Origin of the sequence: Nocardia sp. BMG51109, from assembly GCF_000526215.1 — a bacterium.
GTDB lineage: Bacteria > Actinomycetota > Actinomycetes > Mycobacteriales > Mycobacteriaceae > Nocardia.
Genome location: NZ_JAFQ01000004.1, coordinates 8,280,269 through 8,301,704, shown reverse-complemented (window position 1 = coordinate 8,301,704; position 21,436 = coordinate 8,280,269). Strand labels below are relative to the sequence as shown.

The following is a 21,436-nucleotide window of genomic DNA, read 5'->3' as shown; positions in this document are numbered from 1 at the left end:
GCCGGGACGGATTTCATTGCTACATCGAACTTTTGGGGTTGGACAGATATGACCACCGTGAGCCATGACTCCGAGTCAGTGGTGGACGCGCTCAGAAAGGCGCTGACCGAGCGCGAATCGTGGAAGCGCCGCGCCGAGCAGCTGGAACGGCGGGCCGCCGAACCCGTGGCGATCGTGGGCGTGGGCTGCCGCTTTCCGGGTGGGGTGTCCTCGCCGGAGGAGTTCTGGGATGTGGTGTCGGGCGAGCGGGACGTGATCTCGGAATTCCCCTCGGACCGGGACTGGGATGTGGACGGCGTGTTCGACCCGGTCCCGGGGATGCCGGGACGGTCGTATGTGCGCGAAGGTGGTTTCGTCGCGTACGCGGGCGAATTCGATGCGGAATTCTTCGGGTTGAGTCCGCGCGAGGCGGTGGCGATGGATCCGCAGCAGCGGCTGCTGCTGGAGGTGTCGTGGGAGGCACTGGAATCGGCGGGAATCGATCCGCGATCGCTGCGGGGCACCGACGCCGGCGTCTACACCGGCCTGACCTATCAAGGCTACGGCGCGCAGGGCTTCCATCAGGCCGCCGAGCCCATGGGTGGGCTCCTGGCCACGGGCGGCACGGCGAGTGTGGCGTCCGGTCGCGTGGCGTATGTGCTGGGTCTGGAGGGACCCGCGATGTCGGTGGATACGGCGTGTTCGTCGTCGCTGGTGGCGCTGCACCTGGGGATACAGGGATTGCGCGCGGGGGAGTGCTCGCTGGCGCTGGTGAGTGGCGTGACGGTGATGGCGACGCCCTCGGGGTTCGTCGAATTCTCGCAGTTGCGCGCGCTGTCGGGGGATGCCCGGTGCAAGGCGTTCGGAGAGGGCGCGGACGGGTTCGTGCCGTCGGAGGGTGTGGGCGTGGTCGTGGCGGAACGGTTGTCGGACGCGATACGGCTGGGTCATCGGGTATGGGGCGTGGTGCGTGGTTCCGCGGTGAATCAGGACGGCGCGAGCAACGGATTGTCCGCGCCCAGCGGTGCGGCGCAGCAACGGGTGATTCGCACGGCGCTGGCGAGAGCGGGAATCGCGCCCGGTGATGTCGACGTCGTCGAGGGGCAGGGCACGGGGACGCCGCTGGGGGACCAGATCGAGGCGAACGCGCTGATTGAGACCTACGGCCGGGACCGCCCGGCGGATCGGCCACTGTGGCTGGGATCGGTGAAATCCAATGTCGGACACACCCAATCGGCCGCGGGGGCAGCGGGCCTGATCAAGGCCCTGCTGGCGTTGCGGCACGAGGCGTTGCCCGCGACGCTGCACGCGAAGCGGCCGTCGTCTGAGGTCGAGTGGGCCGGGAGCGGGGTGGAACTGCTCGCGTCGAGCAGGCCGTGGCCGCGCGACGCCGACCGGGTGCGCCGCGCCGGGGTGTCGGCGTTCGGGATCAGCGGGACCAACGCCCACGTGATCGTCGAAGAGGCCCCGGTGGACGTCGCGGAGTGGCGCGAGGTGGCGGTCGATTCGCGGGTCGTGGCTGCGCCGGTGGTCGGTGTAGTGCCGTGGGTGGTGTCGGGCCGGAGCGCGAATGTCGTTGCGCGGCAGGCCGAACGGCTGGCGGCGCGTGTGGCCGGTGATCCGGCGCTGCCGCCGGTCGATGTGGGTGCGACGCTGGCGGGCCGGTCGGCGTTCGAGCATCGCGCGGTCGTGGTGGGCGCCGAGCGCGCGGACCTGCTGGCCGGCTCCAGAGGCGTCGCCGAGGGGGTCGCCGGTCGTGAGGTGGTGGCCGGTCGAGCGAGGGTCGCCGGCGGGACCGTCCTGGTCTTCCCGAGCGAGGGGGCGCGGTGGCCGGGAATGGGTGTGGCGCTGCTGGATTCCTCACCGGTGTTCGCCGAGTACCTGAACCGCTGCGAACAGGCGCTGGCTCGATTCGTCGAGTGGCGATTGACCGACGTCCTGCGAGGTGCGGATGGCGCGCCGGAGCTGGATCGGGCGGATGTCGTTCGGCCGGTGCTGTTCTCGGTGCTGGTGTCGCTGGCGCGGGTGTGGGAGTCGCTGGGCGTCTCGCCGGACGGGGTGATCGGTCACTCACGGGGTGAGATCGCGGCGGCGCACATCGCGGGCGCGCTGTCGCTCGACGACGCCCTGCGGATCATCACGCGGCCGAGCGAAACAGATTCGGCGAGAACGAAGTCCGATCGATCGGCCGTGAGTGTCTACTCCCCGGCGGCGGGCGGGCTGCTCGATACCGCCGGTATGGACGAGGAATACTGGCGCCGGGCTCCGGACGAGACAGCGGGCTTCGACGCCGCGGTGCGGGCCGCGTACGCCGACGGCGCGCGCTGTTTCATCGAGGTCGGCCCCCGGCCGATCCTGACGGAAGCCCTCGAGGAGATTCTCGACGCCGCACCGGACCGAGAGCCGGTCTACATCGGGGAGACGTTGCGGCGCGACGACGGCGGAGCCGATCGCCTGCTGCTGTCCGCCGCGGGCGTGTTCTGCGCGGGCGGACACGTCGACTGGTCCCGATGCTTCCCCGGCGCCCGGCGCGTGGATCTTCCGGCATATGCGTTCGAGCGCCAGCGGTACTGGCTGGAGGCGCGGCTCGCACCCGCCGACACCGGCCACCCACCGGCGTCGCTGTCCACTTTGCACCCCGACTACGAGATCGCCGAGAAGATCAAACGACTCGCGCCCGCCGACCGCTATGCCGCACTGCTCGACATCATCTGCGACGAGATCAACGAGACGCTCCGCGGCAGCGGCCACGAACCGGTCACCGCCGAGACCGACTTCACGGACATCGGCCTCGACTCCATCTCCGCAGCAGAACTCCGGAACGGACTGACCGCGATGACAGGACTACGACTACCCACCGGCATCGTGACCCGGCACCCGACGCCGGCCGCGCTGACCGGATATCTCCTCGAACTGCTGCTGAAGGAGTCGGCGGCATGACCATCGATCTCGTCACCGCCCCCGACAGCCGCGGCGTCACGGCGCTGCGGAAATGGTCGCACAACCCCAGCGGATTCCTGGCACTCAATCAGGGGAACAAGCAATTCCAGGTGCCGGACATCGATGGCGCGATCTTCTACCGCGAGGTGGGCCGATACCTCATCCAGCTCGGCGGGCCGTTCACCGAATCGACCGCGAAACCGGCGCTGCTCCAGGCATTCGTGGCCTTCGCCGAGAACCGCAAGAAACATCTCGCCGCCATGCAGCTGCTACCCGACGACGCACCCGTCTACGCGGCCGGCGGCTACCATGTAAACCAATTCGGATCCTCCTACGCTGTCGACCTGAACGGTTACACGCTGGGCGGCAAGAAATTCGTCAAACTTCGCAACAAGATATCGCGAGCGATCCGGGCCGGGCTAGAGATCCGCGAAGTGAAACATTCCGAAGTGCAGGACGATATCGACGAGATCGACAGGAGGTGGCTCCGGCTCAAGGGGCGGTTCGCCCGCGAGATGGAATTCATGGTGGGCGAGGTCGGCGGCGAAGTCCAAGACCTGCGAAGACTGTTCGTCGGAACGATAGGCGGCGAAGTTGTCGGATACGTGTCGTACTCTCCGGTGTACGGGGCGCAGAGCGGCTGGCTGCACGATCTGAGCAGACGGGTCGAACTTGCCCCGCCGGGAGCGATGGAGGCCATCAACTGGCATGCCGTCAAGCAGTTCTCCGAGGAGGGCTGCGGTTTCCTGCATTTCGGTCTGACGCCGTTCACGGGAATGTCCGCGGACACCTTCGATACCCGTAATCGGACCCTGGCTTTTCTGCTCGCCAAACTCTATGATCACGGCAGCCGGATTTATCCGGCAGAGACTCAGCTTCAATACAAGCTGAAATGGAATCCGGCGCTCGTCATCCCGGATTATCTGGCATATCGGGGCCGGCTGACACCCGGGAAAATCTCAGGTTTGCTTCGCGCCATCAACATGATCTGAACAATTCAGGGAGGGGTACCCAAAGTGGCCGATCGGGAGTCGACTCGTTCGATTGGGCTGCACGCCCACGCAGGTTCGAATCCTGCCCCCTCCGCAACCGACCCCGGCGCCGCGCCGACCGCGCGGCGGATCCGGGTGGCCGCGATCACCAACGCGCTCGCGGGCGGCAGCCCCGCGGACATCGTCGCCGTCCTCCGCGAGCAGGACGACGTCGTGCTCGACGAATCGGTCACCCGATCCGCCGACGACGCGGAGGTCCTGGCCCACGAGCTCGCCGCCGGCGGCGACGTGGACGTCATCGTGGCGATCGGGGGAGACGGCACCGCGGGCGAGGTGGCCCGCGGAATGTACCGGGCCGCAACGCAGTCGGCGGGCGCTCGCCCCGCGCTGCTCGTCGCGCCCGGCGGCACCGGAAACTCTAACTACCGCTGTCTGTGGGACGACGAGCCGTGGCGGCAGGTCGTCCGCGACGTCTTCCACACGGGCGATCACCTGCGTAAGCAGATGGACCTGGCCCTGATCACGAGCCTGGGCACGCCCGTCCTGCTCGGCATCTCGGCGGGCCTGCTGCCGGAGGCGCTCACGATCTCGCACACCCTCAGGTCGGACGGGCGGGAGAAGCTGGCGGAGGCGGCATTGCTGGCCTTGCGGTCCTACCGGGCCTACCCGGGCCGGGTGATCGTCGACGGAGAGCTGTTCGCGGAGACGGACATTCTCGCGGTGCTGATCGGCGGGAGCCGCTATCGCGGCGGATTCCTCGAACTGCTGCCGAGATCCGTCCTCGACGACGGACTGCTCGACATCTGCGTCGTGAGCGCCACCATGTCGCGAGAGGACTTCGCGACCTCGTGCGTGAACGGCACCCTGGACACCGCCGCGGGCAGTAGCTACCGCACAGGAAAGACCGTGCGCATCGAGCGCACCGACGGACACCCGCTGAAGATCGACCACGACGGCGAACTGGCCGCGGACGACGCGGTGTCGGTCGAGGTGGAGATATTGCCCTCGGCAATCGACGTTCTCGCGTCGCCGCGCACCCGAGTCTGGTCGGACCAGCGAATCGAAGCGATCGGATGAAGATGAGCACTGAAACCAGTCACCCGGATCGAGTACACGTTCTGATCGTCGGGGCGGGACTGTCGGGGATCTGCGTCGCGCTGAGGCTGCTGAAGGCGGGCATCACCGACTTCCGGATCCTCGAGAAGGCCTCGGGCGCCGGCGGTGTGTGGCGATATAACACCTACCCCGGCAGCGCGTGCGACGTGAAGGCGTACACGTACTCGTTCTCCTTCGCGCTCAACCGCAATTGGACGCAGATGTACGCGACGCAGCGGGAGATCCTGGCGTACGCGGAGGGCCTCTGCCGCGACCACGACCTCTACTCGAAGATGATCTTCGACACCGAGGTGCGGAGCTACGACTACGACGACACCGAGGCCGCATGGACGGTGACCGCGGCCGACGCCGCCTACACCGCCGACATCCTGGTCGACGCGACCGGTGTGCTGCACCGGCCGAAGGTGCCCGACATCGCCGGGCGGTCCCGATTCACCGGCGCCGCATTCCATTCCGCGGAGTGGGACCATTCGGTGGATCTGCGCGGCAAGCGGGTCGCGGTGGTCGGCACCGGCGCCAGCGCCGTCCAGATCCTGCCGGAGATCTCGAAATACGCGGCGCGCGTGGACGTCTTCCAGCGCACGCCGCAATGGGTGCTGCCGCGGGCGAACCGACCACTGCTGTCCGTGGAGCGCGCCCTCTACCGCTGGTTCCCGGCCACCCAGAAGATCCAGCGCTACCTCAACTACTGGATGCACGAACTCGTCGTCGTCGCGTTCTTGCATCCGGCGCTCATGACCGTGTTCGGCGCGGTGTCCAAACGGTTTCTTGCGCGGCAGGTTTCCGATCCGCAGCTACGCGCCGCGCTCACTCCCGACTACCGGCCTGGCTGCAAGCGTTTCCTGATCACCAGCGAGTTCTATCCCGCCCTGCAGCGGCCCAACGTCCGGCTGGTGACCGACCACATCACCGAGTTCGTCGAATCGGGCCTGCGCACGGCCGACGGCGCGGTGCACGAACTCGACGCGGTGGTGTACTGCACGGGCTTCCGCACCGACGAGCGCATCGCCCTGGACCATGTCGCGGGCCGGGAGGGGACGCTGCTCTCCGAGGTCTGGCGCGACGGAATGGAAGCGCATCTGGGCACCAGCGTCAGCGGATTCCCGAACTTCTTCCTCATGATGGGGCCCAATTCCGGGAGCGGTCACCAGTCGATCCTGTTCGCCATCGAGGTGCAGGCGAGCTACATCGTCAAATGCATCCAGCACATGCGCCGCAGGCGCTGGCGGCGGATCGAGGTTGAGGCGGGCGCGCAGAAGACCTTCAACGAATTCGTCGGATCGCGGTTGTCGGGATCGGTGTGGAACAGCGGCGGATGCACCAGCTGGTTCCTCGACAAGGCGGGCAAGAACCGTCAGGTGTGGCCGGGCTGGAGCGTCGCCTACTGGTGGCGCCTGCGCCGGCCGGTGGACAAGCATTTCGTGGCGGCGTCGCAGCAAAGCCCCACAGCCGAGTTGCTGGGAAGTGAACGATGACGACCGACCCGACCTACCTCGACGTCCTGCTGGAACGATGCGAGACACTCGCCGACGAGGTCGTCTACCGTTTCCTGCGAACCGGAGACGCGGACGGCCCGGCCGACGTCCTGACCTACCGTGAGCTCGGCCTGCGGGTGCGCGCCATCGCAGCCCATCTGCAGGAGCACGGGTATCAGGGGAAGAAGGCGTTGCTGGTCTACGCCCCCGGCCTCGAGTTCATCGAGAGCTTCCTCGGCTGCGTCGCGGCGGGAGTCGTGGCGGTGCCGGTGCCGCTGCCGTATTCCACCGATTTCGATCGCGCGATCCGACGGCTCGGGCAGATCGTGCGGGACGCGGACGTCTCGGTCGTGCTCACCAGCCGCGGCGTGCTGGATCTCTTGCGCTCGGCGGGAAGCACTTTCGCCGACCTGGGGCTGCGCAACCCCGCGGTCGCCACCGACGACATCCCGACGGACCGGTCGACCGCCTGGCGGGCACCGGACCTCTCCGGCGACTCCGTGCTCTTTCTGCAATACACCTCGGGTTCGACCTCGGCGCCGAAGGGCGTGATGGTCACCCACGGCAACCTGCTGCACAACCAGTCGTCCATCGGCGCGGCGATGGGACACGACGACCGCGGCAACAGCACGGTCGCGGTGAGCTGGCTGCCCATGTACCACGACATGGGACTCATCGGTCCCGTGCTGGGCACGATCTACTCGCGCGGTACCGCGGTGCTGCTCTCGCCGTTGCACTTCGTCCAGCGGCCCGAACGCTGGGTCGACGCGATCTCGCGTTTCCGGGCGACCAACAGCGGCGGCCCGAACTTCGCCTACGAGATCACGGCCCGGCGCGCGACCGCCGAACTGATCGAACGGCTCGACCTGTCGAGCTGGCGCGTCGCGTTCTGCGGCGCGGAACCGGTCCGGGCCGCCACGGTGCGCCGGTTCGGCGATACCTTCGCCGAATCCGGTTTCCGGCGTACGGCTTTCCAGCCCGTCTACGGTCTCGCCGAGGCCACCCTGATCGTCAGCGCCGCTCCACTCGGGCTCGAGCCGACGATCGAGACCATTCCCGCCGCGCCCGGCGCGGGCGCGGACCGGGAGATCGTCGGCGCAGGCCGGCCGGTCCCGGGCACCACCGTGGTCGTCGCCGACGCGGCGACGGGCGCCGCATGCGACGACGGGCGGGAAGGCGAGATCTGGGTGTCCGGCGGGTCGGTCTCGCCCGGCTATGTCGGTGGCCCGGACGCCGACGCCGGGGTGTTCGGATCTACCCTGGCCGACGGCCGGACCGGCTTCCTGCGCACGGGCGATCTCGGCCTGTTCCGCGACGGCGAATTGTTCGTCACCGGAAGACTCAAGGATCTGCTGATCGTCGACGGCCGGAACTTGCATCCGCAGGATCTGGAACAGTCGGTGGAGCTGGCGCACGACAACATCCGCCGCGGCGGGGTCGCGGCCTTCTCGGTCGACGCCGGTGGGACCGAGGGCATCGTCATCGTCGCCGAGGTCCGGGCGGCGAACCCGGAGGCGCTCGAGGCCGCCGCACACGCTGTGCGGCAGCGTATTTCGACCGACCACGCCGTGCGCCTGCACGACATCGTGCTCATCGCCGCGCGGTCGATCTTCAAGACCAGCAGCGGCAAGATTCAGCGGCAGGCGTGCCGCAGCGCGTACCTCGAGGGCACGCTGCCCGATGTGCTTGCGGTGGAGAGCGATTCGGTCCCGGCCGCGGCCGACGATCGGGCTCCCGGACAATCATCGCATGTCGCGCGGCGTTCCGCGGGAGCGGCCGATATGGAACTGCTGCTGCGGGACATCGTCGCGACGCAGTGCGGCCTCGCCGAATCCGAGGTGACACCCGACCGGCCGCTGGCCGAGCTGGGGCTGGGCTCGCGACGCCTCGTCGAAATCATCGGGGCGGTGTCCGAGCGGCTCAGCAGACCCCTGGACCCGGGCCTGATCTTCGAGCACTCGACGATACGGTCGCTGGCCGAGGCGCTCGCGGGCGACCGGATCGAGCCTGCCGATCCTGTCGGCGGTCGCGGCGGCGACGAGCCGATCGCCGTGCTGTCCATGGCCTGCCGCTTCCCCGGCGATACCGTGACACCGGAACAGTTCTGGCAGTTGCTGGCCGAGGGCCGTGATGTCGTCGGCGAGGTGCCGGCCGACCGCTGGGACCTCGCGCCGGAAGGCCTGCGCGGCGGCTTCCTGTCCGACGTCAAGACCTTCGATGCCGCGTTCTTCGGCATCAGCCCGCGCGAGGCCGAAGCGATGGATCCGCATCAGCGGCTGCTGCTGCAGCTCGGCTGGGAGGCCATGGAGCGGGCGGGCATCGTCCCGAAAGACTTGGAAGGCACCAGAACCGGCGTCTACATCGGCATGTTCGGCGGCCAGTACCTCGCAGGTCTCGAGCTCGACCGGCTCGACGGCTACGTCGCCACCGGCACCGCCACCAGCGTCGCCTCCGGGCGTCTCGCCTACACCTTCGGCCTCCACGGCCCGGCCCTCACAGTCGACACGGCCTGCTCCTCCGCGCTGGTTTCGCTGCACTTGGCCGTACAGGCGCTGCGCCGCGGCGAGTGCGACGCGGCCCTGGTCGGCAGCGCGACCCTGCTGCTGACGGCGGGCGCCCACGTCGAATTCGGCCAACTGGGCGTGCTCTCGCCGACCGGGCGATGCGCCCCCTTCGCCGCCGACGCCGACGGCGCGGTGTGGTCCGAGGGCTGCGGCATGATCCTGCTTAAGCGTCTCGACGACGCGGTGCGCGACGGCGACCCGGTGCTGGCGGTGATCCGCGGGTCGGCCGTCAACCAGGACGGCCGCAGCCAGGGGCTGAGCGCGCCGAACGGCCGCGCCCAGGACGAGGTGATCGCCGCGGCCCTGCGGGACGCCGGGCTCGAACACTCGGACGTGGACTACGTGGAGGCGCACGGCACGGCGACTACGCTGGGCGACCGGATCGAGGCCCGATCGCTGGATCGCGTCTTCGGCGACCGCGACCGCGGCGCACCCGGCCTGCGCATCGGGTCGGTGAAATCCAACATCGGTCACACCCAGGCCTCCGCGGGCATGGCGGGACTGATCAAGTCGATCCTCGCGCTGCGGCACGACACCATTCCCGCGTCGGTGCACGCCGAACGACCCGCCGACGACCTCGAAGGCGCCGGTCTCGAGCTGATCGCGGCCGCGCGGCCGTGGCAGCGGGATCCGCGCCGCGTACGCACGGCCGGGGTGTCGGCATTCGGACTCTCGGGCACGAATGCCCATGTGGTACTGCAAGAGTCACCCATCACCGCCGACATCGCGACGGCACCGCAGGACGGTTCCCGGCCGCATCTGCCGATCCCGCTGTCGGCGCGAAGCGCGCCGTCCCTGCGGGCGCTCGCGGCGAAGATGCGCGACCACCTGACAGAGCAGCCCGAACTGGACATCCGCGACGTAGCCACCACGCTCGCCTCACATCGCGCCCACCTCGAGGAACGCGCCGTCGTCATCGCGCGGGATCGTGCCGAACTCCTCGGCGGTCTCACCGCGCTGGCCGACTCAGGCACCGCGAGCCATGTCGCGCGCGCCTCCGATGTGCGCGCCGCGTCCGGTCGGATCGCCTTCGTCTTCCCGGGGCAGGGGAGTCAATGGTCCGGAATGGCTCGTGACATGTACGAACGTTCCGAGGTCTTCCGGCGCGAATTCGATCGGTGCGACACCGCCTTTCACCGATATCTGGGTTGGTCGGTCGCCGACCGCCTGACCGCCGCCGAGGACCGGGACATGTTCCAGCGGGACGAGGTCGTGCAGCCGCTGCTGTTCTGCGTCATGGTGTCCCTCGCCGCGGTGTGGCGGCACAACGGGATTCACCCGGACGCCGTCATAGGTCATTCCCAGGGCGAGATCGCCGCCGCGTATGTGGCGGGAGTGCTGACCCTGTCCGACGCCGCGTGCATCGTCGCTCGCCGGTCGTCCGCGCTGTCGCTGGTTCCCGCGGACGGGCGGATGCTGCTGGTCGGCGCGCCGCTCGACGACATCGAGGCGAGGATCGAGGAGATCGGCGCCGACCGGATATCGATCGCGGCGGTCAACAGCGTGCGATCGATCGTGCTGTCCGGCGAGGCCGGCGCGCTGGATGATCTGGCTGCCCGGTTCGAGCGCGACGGCGTCTTCGTCAGGAAACTGCCGGTGCGCTACGCCTCCCACTCCCGGTTCATGGATCCGCTCGAGGAGGTGCTCCGGCGCGATCTGGCCGATATCCGACCCGGCGCCGGTGACGTCGAAATCGCTTGGTACTCCACGGTTTCGGGAGAGCCGATGGCCGGTGGCAGCGCCACCGCCGACTACTGGTTCCGGAACATCCGCGCCACCGTGCGATTCGCCGCCGGTGTCGAGCGGATGATCGCGGACGGCGTCCGCTTCTTCGTCGAGGTCGGTCCGCATCCGGTGCTGTCGGCGGACCTCGAGTCCCTCGGCGACGTGTTCGATACCGCGCCCGTGGTACGGCATTCCCTGCGCCGCGACGAGGACGGGATGCGCTGCATGGCGGAGTCCCTGGCCGGTCTGCATCTGGCCGGAATTCCGGTCGACTGGTCCCGGGCGCTTCCCCGCGGTCGGCGCGTCGACCTGCCGACCTACGCGTTCGAGGGCAGGCGATACTGGCTGGAGGTCCGCGGCGAATCCTCGGTGCGCAGACACGGATTGGGCGTCTCCGATCATCCGCTGGTGAGTGTCGTTATTCCGCAACCGTCCGGCGGCGTGGTGCTGGCGGGTCGCGTGTCGGTCGCGGACCATCCGTGGTTGGCCGACCACGCCCTCGCCGGTGTCGTGCTGGTCCCGGGCGCGGGGATGGTGGAAATGACGCTGCGCGCGGGCGCGGAGGTGGAGTGCTCCGCGGTCCGCGAGGTGATCCTGCAGGCTCCGATGATCGTGCCGGACGGCGGCGCGCTGCAGGTACAGGTCGAGGTGAGCGGACCGCGCGCCGACGGCAGCCGCGAGGCGACGATCCATTCTCGTCGCGAGAACGATCCCGGGCAGTGGATCTGCCACGCGCGCGCCGAACTGGGCCCCGGCGCGTCCCTCCGTGCGGCGGGCACACCGGAACCGTGGCCGCCCGCCGCGGCTACCGCCGTGGATGTGGACGAGTTCTATCGGCAGCTCGCCGCCCGCGGGTACGAGTACGGCCCGGCGCTGCGCCGGGTGCGGCGCTTGTGGCGGTTGGGCGAGCGCGTCTTCTCCGAGGTGGCGCTCGACGAATCAGCCCGGGACGCAGACGGTTACCGCCTGCATCCCACCCTGCTGGACGCCGTCGTCCAGACCATCGGCGCGACCGGTATCGAGACCGCCGACGGCGTGGTGCCGCTGCCCTTCGCCTGGACCGGGGTCTCGGCCGCGCCCGCCGGCGCGACGACCTGGCGAGCGGAGGTGACGCCGACCGGATCCGGCGAGTACGGGATTCGTATCGCCGATGCGGACGGCCATGAGTTCGCCGTCATCGACGTGCTACGGCTGCACGACGCCTCACTGGACGACCTTGCCCGCACCGCCGGTACGGCCAGGCAGGCGCTTTACTCCCTAGATTGGGAGCCTGCCCCCGCGCCGTCGCACACCGGCGAGGTCGCGTGGGTGGAAGTCGTTACCCCCGAGGACACCTCGTCCGCCGGCGACGAGCAGCCCGTCCTCATCCTGCGGCACGCGGGCGTGACCGAGGACAGGACATGGCCTGCCCGCCTGCGGGCGGAGACGATGCGGGCGGCGGCGTGCGTGCAAAGCTGGTTGGCCCGCGAATCGTCCCGGCGGCTCGTCGTCGTGACCTGCCGGGCGACCGCCGCCGGCCCCAGAGACGACGTGGACGATCTGCTGCACGCTCCGCTGTGGGGTCTGCTGCGCTCCGCGCAGAACGAGAACCCGGGCCGAATCGTTCTCGTGGACATCGACGACACGGCTCAGCTGGACCGGGCGATCGCCGCGGCCACGACGTCGGCGGCCGCGCATCTCGCGATCCGGCGCGACCGCGTTCTGACGCAGCGACTGACGGCGGAGGCCCCCGCACCGATCACCGGGTCCGAACGGGTCCTCGACGCCGACTGGGAACTGACGATCGGTGACCGCGGTACCTTGGACGGTGAGAATTTCGTCGCGACCTCCCGCTCCGGATCGCGAACGGCCCTGTCGCCGGGGCAGGTTCGCGTCGCGGTCCGGGCCACGGGTGTGAACTTCCGCGACGTCGTCACGACGCTGGGCATGGTGAGCGACCAGGCTGCGCTCATCGGCAGCGAAGGCGCGGGCGTCGTCGTCGAGGTGGCCGAGGATGTGCGCGAGTTCGCCATCGGCGACCGAGTGCTCGGCGTGATCCCCGCCGTCGGATCGATTGCGGTGACCGATCATCGCCTGCTCGTACCCGTGCCCGAATCCTGGTCTTTCGCCCAGGCAGCGAGTGTCCCGGTGGCCTTCCTGACGGCATGGTATGCACTGGCCCGGCTCGCCGATCTCCGACCCGGCCAGAAGCTGTTGGTACACGCGGCGTCCGGCGGCGTCGGCATGGCGGCCGTGCAGATCGGGCAGCTGCTGGGCGCGGAGGTCTTCGCCACCGCGAGCACCGGGAAATGGGCGGCCGTGCGCGAATGGGGACTGACCGACGACCGGATCGCCGATTCGCGAACGCTCGACTTCGAAGCGAAGTTCTCCCGTGACGTCGACGGTCGCGCCATGGATGTCGTCCTCGGATCGCTGTCCGGCGAATTCGTCGACGCCTCACTGCGTCTCGCGTCACCCGGGGGGCTCTACATCGAGATGGGGAAGACCGACATCCGGGAATCCGCTGGCGCGGGCTATACCGCCTTCACGCTCGGCGCGGTCGACCCCGCGGTGATCGCGGAGATGCTGGCCGACGTCATGACCCGCTTCGCCACGGGCGAACTGCGCTTGATCCCGACCGTCGCCACCGACGTCCGGCAGATACCCGCGGTCTTCCGGGACATGCGCCAGGCCAAGCACATCGGGAAGAACGTTCTCACGATCCCTGTACCGATCGACCGGGCGAGCACGGCCCTCATCGTCGGCGGCACCGGGCAGATCGGCAGACTGCTGGCCCGGCATCTCGTGACCCGGTACGGACTGCGTCACATCCTGCTGCTGAGCCGCACCGGCGGCACCGCCGCGGGCACGGATTCACTCCGGTCCGAACTCGCGGAGCTCGGTGCCACGGTGGACATTCGGCGCTGCGATGCGGCAGACCGGGAGCAACTGGCCGAGGCGATCGCGAGCGTGCCCGCCGAGCATCCGCTGACCACCGTCGTCCACGCGGCGGGCGCGCTCGACGACGTCACCTTCACCGCCCTGGAGCCACGGCATCTCGACGCGGTCTTCGGGTCGAAGGTCGACGTGGCGTGGAATCTCCACGAACTGACCGCCGACCTCGATCTCGCCCTGTTCGTCGTATTCTCCTCGGTTGCAGGCAAATTCGGCTCGCCCGGACAGGCCAACTACGCGGCCGCGAACGCGTTCGTCGACGCGCTGATCCAGTACCGGTCCGTCCGCGGCCTGCCGGGCACCGCCATCGCCTGGGGGCTCTGGGCGCTGGACGGCGGAATGACCGGGCATCTCACCGAATCGGATCGGAAGCGCCTGCGCCGCGCCGGGATCGTCGCCCTCTCCGCGGACGAGGGGCTGGACCTGTTCGACGCCGCCGTGGCCGCGGCCCAGTCCGCGCCGATCGCGGCACGCCTCGACCTCCAGCACGCCGCGCCGTCGGACACGCGCACGCGGCCGCCGGCGCATCGAACCGAGACCTCCGAGGCCGGTGCGCCGTCGGGCGCCGACCTGGCCCGGGCGCTGTCGGGATCGGACGCCGCGGCTCGCCGGGCGACTGTTCTCTCCGTCGTGACGACCCAGGCCGCGGCGACGCTCGGCTACAGCGTGAGCGACGAGGTGCGGGTGACGAGCACATTCCGGGATCTGGGCTTCGACTCGCTCAGCGCGGTCGACTTCCGCAACCGGCTCCAGAACGCCACCGGCGTCCGGCTCCCGGTCACCGTCGTCTTCGACTATCCGACGCCGCAGGATCTCGCCGAATATCTCTGCGAGACACTGGCTCCCGAGTCCGCTTCTCCCGCTGTCGCCTCCTCGGCGGCGCCCGCCGGTCCCGACTCCGATCTCGTCGCGATCGTGGGTGTCGGTTGCCGTTTCCCGGGCGGGGTGAGCTCGCCGGAGGAATTCTGGGACGTCGTCGCGGGGGAGCGGGACGTGATCTCGGAATTCCCGTCGGACCGAGGCTGGGACGTGGACGGCGTGTTCGATCCGGTTCCCGGCACGCCGGGCCGCTCGTACGTGCGGGAAGGCGGATTCGTCGACGGCGCGGGCGAATTCGACGCGGGATTCTTCGGGATCAGTCCCCGCGAGGCGCTCGCGATGGATCCGCAGCAGCGGCTGCTGCTCGAAGTGTCGTGGGAGGCACTGGAATCCGCCGGAATCGATCCGCGGTCACTGAAGGGCACCGACACGGGCGTCTACACCGGGGTGCTCGGAACGAGCAACTACTCGGCCGACGGCACCGCGCCCACCCCCGACATGGACGGATATCGGCTGACCGGCAACACGATCAGCGTAGTGTCCGGTCGCGTCGCCTACACGCTCGGGTTGGAAGGTCCCGCCGTGTCGGTGGACACGGCGTGCTCGTCGTCGTTGGTGGCGTTGCATCTCGGCGCACAGGGGCTGCGTTCGGGGGAGTGCTCGCTGGCGTTGGTGGGCGGTGTGACGGTGATGGCGACCCCGTCCGGGTTCGTGGAGTTCTCCCAGCTGCGCGGGCTGGCGGCGGACGCCCGCTCGAAGGTTTTCGGTGACGACGCGGACGGCTTCGTGCCCTCGGAAGGGGCGGGCGTCCTCGTCGTCGAGCGGTTGTCGGACGCGCTGCGGCTGGGTCACCGGGTGTGGGGTGTGGTGCGCGGCTCCGCCGTGAATCAGGACGGCGCGAGCAACGGGCTGTCCGCGCCCAGCGGTGTGGCGCAGCAGCGCGTGATCCGGGCGGCGCTGGCGAAGGCCGGCGTGGCCGCGGAGGACGTCGATGCCGTCGAGGCGCACGGCACCGGCACCCGGCTGGGCGACCCCATCGAGGTCCACGCCCTGCAGGCCACCTACGGTCGAAACCGTTCGGAGCCGCTGTGGCTCGGGTCGGTGAAGTCGAACATGGGCCACGCGTCCGCTGCCGCCGGTGTGGCCGGCGTCATCAAGATGGTGATGGCGTTGCGGCACGATACGCTGCCGGCGACACTGCACGCCGATCGGCCGTCCGCACAAGTCGACTGGGCGGAAGGCGGCGTGGAGGTCCTGACGTCGAGCCGGCCGTGGCCGCGCGCGGCCGGGCGGGTGCGGCGCGCCGGGGTGTCGGGATTCGGGATCAGCGGCACCAACGCGCATGTGATTGTGGAGGAGGCGCCGGACGCGCTCACCCCAGAGCGCGAACCGGCTGCGGCGGGACCTATCCCCGTGGTGGGCGCGGTGCCGTGGATGGTGTCGGGACGCAGCGCGAATGTGGTCGCGCGGCAAGCGGAGCGCTGGGTGGCGCGGATCGCGGGCGACCCAGCGCCGAGACCGGTCGATGTCGGTGTGTCCGTGGCGGCGCGGTCGGTGTTCGAGCATCGAGCGGTCGTGGTGGGTGCCGACCGTGCGGCGTTGACGGCGGGTCTGCGCGCGCTCGCCGAGGGCGGTCGCTCCGACAATGTCGTCTCCGGTCGTGCGGGGGTGGCGGGCAAGACGGTGCTCGTCTTCCCGGGCCAGGGGTCACAGTGGGCGCGGATGGGTGTGGAGCTGTTGGATTCCTCGCCGGTGTTCGCCGAATATCTGGGCCGGTGTGAGCAGGCGCTGGCCGGGCTGGTCGACTGGCGGCTGACCGATGTGCTGCGGGGTGCGGCGGGTGCGCCGGGGCTGGATCGGGTGGATGTCGTTCAGCCGGCGCTGTTCTCGGTGCTGGTGTCGCTGGCGCGGGTGTGGGAGTCGTTGGGTGTCACGGCGGACGGGGTGATCGGTCACTCGCAGGGGGAGATCGCGGCGGCGCACATCGCGGGCGCGCTGTCCCTGGACGACGCCCTCCGCATCGTCACCTACCGCAGCAGCGCCATCACCCGCATCGCCGGACAGGGCGCCATGGCCACCATCGCCCTTGCGGCCGAGACCATTCGGGACAGGATCACCGAACGCGGCGACGACATCGACATCGCCGCCACGAACAGCCCCGTCTCCACCGTCATCGCGGGCGGTGTCGACGCGGTCACCGCGCTGGTCGCCGACTACGAGGCGGCCGGGGTGCGAGCACGAATCATCCCCGTCGACTACGCGTCCCATTCCCGCTCGGTGGAAAGCCTGCGTCGCGAGCTGAATGCCTTGTCGGAGAACCGATCCGGCGCGTCTGCGGTCACGTTCTATTCCTCGACCGTCGGCGGTGCGGTCGACACCGCCGGCTTCGACGACCAGTACTGGTATCGGAACCTGCGGGAGACGGTGCGTTTCGACGCCGCCGTCCGGGCCGCGTTCGCCGACGGCGCCCGCTACTTCGTGGAGGTCAGCCCCCACCCGGTCCTGACAGTCGCGTTGGAGGAGATCTTCGACGCCGCGGGAGAGCGGGAATCCGTCTACATCGGGGAGACCCTGCGCCGCGACGACGGCGGGGGCGCGCGGGTGCTGCTGTCCGCCGCGGGCGTGTTCTGCGCCGGCGGGCCGGTCGACTGGTCGCGGTGTTTCGCCGGGACGGACGCCCGGCCGATCGACCTGCCGACGTATGCTTTCGAGCGCCAACGGTATTGGCTGGAGGCCCGCGGCACGGCATCGGCCCGCCGGCACGGTCTCGACGCCGCCGACCATCCCTTGGTGACCGCGGTGATCCCGCAACCGGTCAGTGGTGGCGTGACGTTGTCCGGACGGATCTCCCTCGGGGAGCATCCGTGGCTGGCCGACCATGCCGTCGCCGGTACCGCGCTGCTGCCCGGCACGGCGCTGCTCGAGTTGGCGCTGCGCGCGGGCGCGGAGGTTGGATGCCCGGCGGTGCGGGAGCTGATCCTGCGGGCGCCGATGGTAATTCCGGATCGGGCGGCCCTCCAGCTCCAGGTGGTGGTCGAGGGCTCCGGCGGCGACCGGAGCGCGTCCATCTACTCCCGGCGCGAGGGCGACGACGGCGGATGGGTCCTGCACGCGCAGGCCGAACTGGCTGCGGCCGTGGACATTCCGGCCCAGGCCGAGCCGGAGAAGTGGCCACCGCGGGGCGTGGAGCCGGTGGACATCGACGAATTCTACGGGCAGCTGGCGGACCGGGGCATCGAGTACGGTCCCGCGTTCCGCCGGGTGCGCGGGCTGTGGCGGCGCGGCGAGCAGGTCTATTCCGAGATCGGCCCCGAATCGGGCGCGGCCGAGAGCGGCTACGAACTGGATCCAGTGCTGCTGGACGCCGTCGTCCAGACGATCGGGGCCAGCGGATTCGAGGTCCCCGCCGGTTCGGTCCCGCAGCCGTTCGCCTGGGAGGGCGTCTCCGCCCGGCCCGCCGCCACCGCCGTCTGGCGGGCCACCGTGAAACCGATCGGGACAAGCGAATTCGACATCCGGATCGCCGACGACGGCGGCTCCGAATTCGCCGCGATCACCGCGCTCCGGCTGCACACCGCGTCCCTGGAGGACATCGCGCGAGCCACCGGCGCGTCCGACCGTCTCCTGCACACCCTCGACTGGGAGCCGCTCGGTCACCGACCGGCGCCGCGGCCGGATACCGAATTCGACATCGTGCGCATCGACCACGCCACGGGCTACGCGCCACACATCTTCGGCGACGACACCACACGAGCGGTGATTGTGGACATCGCGATCGAGGCGGATCCGGGCGTTGATCTGGTGCACACCCTGGCCGAGAGTGTCCTGACCACCATCCGGAGCCGGCCCGCCGAGCAGTCGCGCCTCACGATCCTCACCCGCGGCGCGGTCCTCGTGCCCGGCGACGACACGATCGAACCGGCCGCCGCCGCGCTCTGGGGTCTGGTCCGCGCCGCGCAGAACGAGAGCCCCGGGCGCTTTACCTTGCTCGACACCGACGGCTCCCTCGATCCCGCCCAGGTCGCGCGGTACGCGGAACCGCTGGTCGCGGTCCGGCGCGGCCGAATCCACGTGCCCCGGATCCAGCGGCTCGACGTACCCCGATCGCCGTTGCCCTGGGGCGACGATCACGGCACCGTGCTGATCGTCGGCGGCACGGGCGGTCTCGGCGCGGTGGTCGCGCGGCACATGGTCGCCGAACACGGTGTCCGCCGACTGATTCTGGCGAGCCGATCGGGTCCGTCCGCGTCGGGCGCGGACCGGCTCGAAGCCGAACTGCGCGAGAGCGGCGCCGCGGTGCGCATCGTGGCCTGCGACGCCGCGGACCGTGACGAACTCGCCCAGCTGATCGACTCCATCCCGGCCGAGACCCCGCTGACCGCGGTCGTCAGCGCGGCCGGGCAGGTCGCGGACGGCACGGTCGACACCTTGACGCCCGAGCAACTTCACACCGTGCTGCGCGCGAAGGTCGACGTCGCCTGGAATCTCCACACCCTGACCGAGCGCCTCGGGGTGAAGACGTTCATCCTGTTCTCCTCCGCCGCAGGCACATTGGGCTCGCCCGGACAGGCGAACTACGCCGCCGCAAACGCGTATCTCGACGCCTTCGCCCAGTACCGGCGGCACCGCGGCTTGCCCGGGCTGTCGGTGGCCTGGGGGATCTGGGCGCAGGACACCGGCGGCATGTCGGGCCGTCTGTCCGGCGCGAACGTCTCGCGGATCGGCCGCAGCGGGCTGTCACAGCTGCCGCGCGAGGTCGGGCTGGACATCTTCGACCGGGTGGCCGGATCGGACCGGCCGTTCCTGCTGGCCGCCTCGTTCGACGCCGACCACATCGCGCGGGTGACCGATACGCCCGGCCTGTTCGACCGGCTGGTGCGGCGCGATCGGCGCGCCGCCGCGGCGAGCGCGGCGACGGGCTCCGATCTGCTGGAACGGCTCGCCGCCATGGACCTTCAGCATCAGCAGGACGCCCTGCTCGCCGAGATCCAGACCCACGCCGCGGAGATCCTCGGATACGAGAGCCGGCTCGCCGTCGTGCCGGACACGGCGTTCAAGGACCTCGGATTCGACTCGCTGACCGCGGTCGAGTTCCGCAATCGCCTGCAGGCGATCGTCGATCTCCGCCTGCCCGTCTCGACGATCTTCGACCATCCGAGCCCGCTGCGGCTGGCCCAGCACGTGATGAGCGTGCTGCGCGACCGGTATCCCGAGAAGTACGGCCGCAACGAGAACGAGGAGGCGCCGCAGGAACCCGGCAGATCCGGCGCGGCTCCCGCCGACGGGGCGTCGGCCGTGACCGCGGAGGAGATAGCCGACATGGAACTGGACGCTCTGATCAACCTGGCCGAACGGGGATAGTGATGAACGCTGCGCACACGCCGGGCCCCAGTCTGACTGCCCGCCTGGCAAATTGGGCTCGATCGCTGACCTTCGACGACATTCCGCCGCACACCGTGGCACTGGCCTGCAGCCAGATCATCTCCGACATCGCCGCGGTGCGCGCGTCGCTCGCGCATCCGCTCGGGCGGTCCCTCGTCGACGCCTTCGGGTCGCCGCTGGAACCGCCGAGCAAGCAGTCGGCGTTCGTCCTGTCGGCGCTGTCCATGAGCTTCGAATACGACGAGGTCGCCTATTCCGGGCATCTGTCGGCGTCCTGCGTCAACGTGCCGCTCGCCTACCAGCGGGAACTCGGGCGCGACGGCAGGGACCTCGTCACCGCCGTCGTCGCGGCCAACGAGTGCGCGGCCCGATTCCAGGCCGCCGTCATCTTCGGACCCATCTTCCGCGGGCAGAGTTCGACCTATCCGCACATCGTGGGGGCGGTCGTCGCGCGGTTCCACGGGCTCGGGCTCACGGAGGCGGACTGGACGAACGCCCTCGGACTGGGCTTCGGCATCCTGCCCGTTCCGCACGAGCGGTCCTTTCTGACCTCCGACGCGAAGGCGTTCGTGGCCGCGCTGCCGATCCGCTCCGCGCTCGACGCCTGCGACGCGGCCGTTCACGGATTGCGGGGCGCCGCAGATGTTCTCGAGGGACCGGACGGGGTGCTGGCCGCGCTCGCCGAGAGCCCGCTGGAAGACGCCGTGACCAGCCGGTTGGGGGAGCGCTGGCACACCGACACCCTGTCGTTCAAGCCTTATCCCGGCAGTTTCTACCTGCAGGCCGCGTTCGAATGCGCGGAGCGCTTGTACGCGGCGATCGAGGAGAGGGAACTGGACGACGTCGCGGAGATCGTAGTGCACGCCTCGCTGCTCACCGTGCTGCTGGACGGCAAGGTGCGGCCGCATCTGCGTCGCCGGAAATCGTCGGTTTCCGCGCTGACCTTCTCCGTGGGATACGGAATCGCCGCAATTCTGACGAGCGGCCGGCTCGAGACCGCGAGCTTCGACGACGACCACACCGGCGACGAGCGGCTGTGGGCGCTGGCCGACAAGGTCCGGGTGGTGGAGGACAGGGCGCTGACCGAAGCCATGGTGACCGCGACGGTGCCGCTCGGTGAACTGCTGCGGCAGGCGGGCGACCGGATGGAAAGCCTGCCGATCATTCGAGACCTGCCCGAATCCGACCTCGAGCTGCTGCGCAGCAGGCTGGGACCGCCGGAGAGCACCTTCGACTCCGCCACGATGTCCATCGGGGCACGCGTGGAGATTGTTTTCGCGGATGGGCGGAGCGTCTCGAGAAGCTGTGAGCGCGGTATAGGCATGACCGGACCGGACACCCGGCGAAACCATCGGGCCATCGCCCGGCGCAAATACCTGCGCACCGGAGGTTCGAATGCGGCACTGGCACGTCTGGAAAACCTGGCGGACCTGAACACCGGAGAAGTCGCCGAGGCGCTCCAGGGGGCGCTGGCTCCGGTGGCCGCGACCGTGAGTTCTTGATATATTGA

At 69.8% G+C, this 21,436-nt stretch carries 6 protein-coding genes and 1 tRNA gene; all 7 read left to right on the top strand.

Going from position 1 to position 21,436, the window contains the following annotated elements:
• Positions 1-48: 48 nt before the first annotated feature.
• The 7 genes from D892_RS0138805 to D892_RS0138780 all read left to right on the top strand — a co-directional run bounded on the left by D892_RS0138805 (position 49) and on the right by D892_RS0138780 (position 21,428).
• Positions 49-2,919 (top strand): type I polyketide synthase, encoded by a 2,871-nt coding sequence (locus tag D892_RS0138805; protein ID WP_051499393.1) that lies wholly within the window; start codon positions 49-51, stop codon positions 2,917-2,919.
• Entirely contained in the window at positions 2,916-3,911 is a 996-nt protein-coding gene (locus tag D892_RS0138800) for a bifunctional lysylphosphatidylglycerol flippase/synthetase MprF (RefSeq protein ID WP_024806411.1), read from the top strand. The genes D892_RS0138805 and D892_RS0138800 overlap by 4 nt, the downstream gene beginning before the upstream one ends.
• A gap of 9 nt (positions 3,912-3,920) precedes the next feature.
• A tRNA-Arg gene (locus D892_RS47435) sits at positions 3,921-4,005 on the top strand.
• Between the two features lie 41 nt (positions 4,006-4,046).
• On the top strand, positions 4,047-4,988 hold the full coding sequence (locus tag D892_RS0138795; RefSeq protein WP_024806410.1) for a diacylglycerol kinase family protein: 942 nt from the start codon (positions 4,047-4,049) through the stop codon (positions 4,986-4,988).
• A gap of 2 nt (positions 4,989-4,990) precedes the next feature.
• Entirely contained in the window at positions 4,991-6,502 is a 1,512-nt protein-coding gene (locus tag D892_RS0138790; RefSeq protein WP_024806409.1) for an NAD(P)/FAD-dependent oxidoreductase, read from the top strand.
• Entirely contained in the window at positions 6,499-19,905 is a 13,407-nt protein-coding gene (locus D892_RS47430) for a type I polyketide synthase (protein WP_051499391.1), read from the top strand. Before D892_RS0138790 ends, D892_RS47430 begins: the two co-directional genes overlap by 4 nt.
• 2 nt (positions 19,906-19,907) lie before the next feature.
• Positions 19,908-21,428, top strand: coding sequence for an MmgE/PrpD family protein (locus tag D892_RS0138780; protein ID WP_051499390.1), 1,521 nt, complete (start codon positions 19,908-19,910; stop codon positions 21,426-21,428).
• Positions 21,429-21,436 lie beyond the last annotated feature (8 nt).